The following is a 4156-nucleotide window of genomic DNA, read 5'->3' as shown; positions in this document are numbered from 1 at the left end:
ATCTTTTTGTCTTTTTTTGGTACTTTGTTTCAAATAAAATTCGATACCTAGGCTCGAAGTTTAGGCATGAGACCGAAAGGGCTGCTGCCGTCCTTCGCTACTTCAGAGAAGTCCATTTCGCCTATTTCACTTGTTGAATGTGCCAAATTCTATCTGCATATTCTTTTACGGAACGATCCGCTGAGAAAATACCCGCTTTTGCAGTATTTATTAAACTCATCTTTTCCCATTGTTTTTCATTATTATATGCAGCTTCAATTTGTTGTTGCGCATGAATATACGATTCAAAATCTGCTAAACACATAAATGGATCATGATTCAATAAATAATCTACTAAGAAATTAAAGTTCATACCACCAACCGTCATCGTACGAATAAAATCAAGTGTTTGCTTCACTCTTTCAGAACGATTATACCATTCCCAAGGTTTATACCCTTCTGCAACTAATTGATTGACTTCTTCTGTTTCTAATCCAAAAATTACAATATTTTCTTCTCCAACAGCTTCAAGAATTTCAACATTAGCTCCATCTAATGTTCCTAATGTAATAGCCCCATTTAACATTAATTTCATATTACCAGTACCACTTGCTTCTTTACCTGCTTGAGAAATTTGTTCACTCACATCTGCTGCCGGTAAAATAATTTCTGCAAGACTTACTTTATAATCTGGAATAAAGACTACTTTGATATATTCTCTTACTAATTCATCACTTTCAATTAATTGTGAGATGGAATGGATAAATTTAATAATATTTTTCGCCATATCATATCCAGATGAAGCTTTTGCAGCGAAAATAAAGGTTCTTGGTGTTGGTCTTAATCCTTGATATTTAATGGCTTGATATAAATAAACAATATGCAAAGCATTTAATAATTGACGTTTATATTCATGAAGTCTCTTCACTTGTACATCAAAAATAGAATTTGGATTTACCGTAATTCCTAATGTATCTTGAATGTACGCTGCCAATTGTTGTTTCTTCTGATGTTTAATATTTTTTAATGCATGTAAAACTTTCTCATCATCTTTATACTCTAATAACTTAGAAATTTTAGATAAATCTTTTACAAAATCAATACCGATTAATGATTCTAAATAATTCGTTAACTCAGGATTTGCTTGTCCTAACCATCTTCTATGTGCAATACCATTCGTTACATTGCCAAATTTATCCGGATATAAAGAGTAGAATGCACGGAATGTAGAATCGACTAAAATATCACTATGCAATTTCGATACACCATTGACATAATGGCTACCAACGATTGATAAGTTCGCCATTTTAATCATACCATCATAAATAATCGCTGTTTCTGGTAATGTCATTTCATAACCCATATCAATCACCCATTGACAGAAGCGACGATTAATTTCTTCTATAATAGAATAAATTCTTGGAAGAATTGGTTGGAACAAATCCACAGCCCATTTTTCTAACGCTTCAGACATAATGGTATGGTTCGTATAAGCAAATGTTTTCGTAGTGATGTCCCATGATTTTTCCCAAGAATAATGATATTCATCAATTAATAATCTCATAAATTCTGCCACTGCCATCGCTGGGTGAGTATCATTAATATGAAGTGCTGCATATTCATGGAAGTTCTCTAAAGTTCCAAATTCACGGTAATGATTTTTCACTAGTTGTTGTAGTGAGGCACTAATGAAGAAATATTGTTGTTTAATTCGTAATTCTTTTCCTTCTCTTGTGCTATCTGCTGGATATAATAATTTAGAAATAGAAGATGCAATCGCTTCTGCTTCTGAAGAACGAGAATATTCTCCACGTTCAAATAATTTCATATTAAATCCTGTTTTGGCTTTTGCTTCCCATAAGCGTAAAGTATTAACAGTATCTGTATCATATCCTGAAATTAATAAATCATATGGTTCAGCTTGAATAGCCGTATAATTTTCATGAGTCACACGGAATCCTTCTGATGTCATTTCTTCTTTAATATTTCCATAGAAACGAACTTCTACTTCTTCATCACTACGATAAACTAATCCATATTTTCCTAAATCTAACCAGTGATCCGGAAATTCTTGTTGCCAACCATTATTAATCACTTGTTTGAAAATTCCATATTCATATAGAATAGAAAATCCTGTTACTGGATAATCTTGACTCGTTAATGCATCTAAATAACAAGAAGCTAGACGACCTAAACCACCATTTCCAAGCCCTGGATCAGGTTCAATTTGATAAATTTCATCCAAAGAAATATGATGTTTACTTAAATATGTTTGAATTTCTTGTTCAATTCCTAAATTAAATAAATTATTTCTTAACGTTCTTCCCACTAAAAATTCCATAGACATATAGTACGCACGTTTCACTCTACGTTTTTTTAATTCTTGTTCATATCCAAATTTCTTTTGAGATAAAATCTCACGAACACTTCTCATCATCGCTTCATAAACTTGACGTTTACTAGCATGATCAATTGTTACACCAAATTGAATTTGTAATGTTTGCTCGATACGTTGTTGAAAATTTAATGAATTCACAAAAATCACCTTAACCCTTTTTATAAAATTGATTGATATAATGAAACATATTGCTTCGCAGATTGATTCCAACTAACATCTTTACTCATTGCTTGAGAAACAATGGATGTCCAATTTTCCTTTTGAAAATCATAGACTTCTTTTGTTCGTCTTACTGCATCTAATAAATCTCCAGAATTAAAACTTTCAAATGTAAATCCTGTTCCATGAACCCCATCAAATGGTTGAACAGTATCATATAATCCTCCTACACGATGAACAATTGGAACTGTTCCATAACGCATAGAAATTAATTGTGATAAGCCACATGGTTCAGTTTTAGAAGGCATTAAAAATGCATCACATGAAGCGTATACTTTTGAAGACATTTCACTTGAGAACATAATTAAACTTCTAACAACATCATGTCTACGATATTCTAATGAGCGTAAGGCTGATTCATAATGAGCATCACCCGTTCCTAAAATCACTAATTGGATTCCTAAGTCTAACAATTGATCTGCTACGTCTAAAACTAAATCAATTCCTTTTTGATGCGTTAATCTTGTAACCATTCCTACCATCATCTTATGAGGATTTTCTTCTAAGGCCATTTGTCTTTGAAATGCTAATTTATTTTCCACTTTTTTTGTGATTGAGGATAAAGAATAATTTTTTTCTAAATGAGTATCTGTTTCTGGATTAAATGTATCTGTATCTAGTCCATTCACAATTCCTACTAATTTTCCTTGCTCTACTTGCAATATTTTATCTAGTCCATAAGAAAAATATGGATTTAAAATTTCTTTTGCATAAGTTTGACTGACTGTATTCACACGATTTGCTAATTGAATCGCTCCTTTTAATAAGTTCAAATCACCATTATAAATCAATGCATCAAAATACTTATTATCTAATCCAAATAAATCTCCCATACTATACGGATTAAACTTTCCTTGGAATTCAATATTATGAATAGACAATACAGTTTGCATTCCTTGATAAAATTCCATTTCTCTTGATTTGAAGTCATCTAAATAAATAATGGATAATGCTGTATGCCAATCATTCGCATTAATAATATTCGGTTGATAATCAATATGAGGTAAAATTTCTAATGCAGCTTTTGAAAAGAATGCAAAACGCTCACCATCATCTTCTTGTCCATAAACAGTTGAGCGATTAAAATACTGTTCATTATCAATAAAATAATACGTAATTCCATCGATATTACACTCAAAAATACCACAATAAGCTTGTCTCCAGCCTAATTGCACAAAAATATGTTTTTTATATACTAAAGGAAATTTTTCACGATTGATACTTGAGTAAAGTGGTAATACTACTCTTGCTTCTACTCCTTCGGCTTGTAACGCTTTGGGAAGTGATCCAATCACATCTCCTAGTCCACCAATTTTTACAAAAGGGGATGCTTCTGCAGCGATAAATAGAACTTTCATCATCATTCTCCTTTTTAGGTTAATAGGAACTTGCTTCTAATCAGTTTGAAATAAAATTCACTGATTATTTCCTATTATACTCTTATTTATCACAAATTAAACTATAATATTGTTTTGTTTTTTACTTTTTAATGAACTTTACAGGAACAATCATGACCACCCGTCTAACGGGTGGTTTGAACCGGGGCTATAAGCCCAGATT

The 4156-nt window shown here is 31.8% G+C and carries 2 protein-coding genes; both read right to left on the bottom strand.

Translation table 11 applies throughout. From position 1 onward, the window contains the following. Positions 1-121: 121 nt before the first annotated feature. Positions 122-2515, bottom strand: a complete 2394-nt coding sequence (locus RWL86_RS08285; RefSeq protein ID WP_314078775.1) for a glycogen/starch/alpha-glucan phosphorylase — start codon at positions 2513-2515, stop codon at positions 122-124. A gap of 20 nt (positions 2516-2535) precedes the next feature. Next, positions 2536-3954: a glycogen synthase GlgA gene (gene glgA / locus RWL86_RS08280; protein WP_020991386.1), complete on the bottom strand. Its 1419-nt coding sequence runs from the start codon at positions 3952-3954 to the stop codon at positions 2536-2538. Between the last annotated feature and the right edge of the window lie 202 nt (positions 3955-4156).

It is taken from the genome of uncultured Granulicatella sp. (assembly GCF_963515095.1).
GTDB lineage: Bacteria > Bacillota > Bacilli > Lactobacillales > Aerococcaceae > Granulicatella.
This window is presented reverse-complemented; position numbering and strand designations above follow the sequence as displayed.

What these genes read in the sequence shown, in the direction of transcription:
- glgA (WP_020991386.1), bottom strand. Translation starts at nt 3,954, where the DNA reads ATGAAAGTTCTATTTATCGCTGCAGAAGCATCCCCTTTTGTAAAAATT.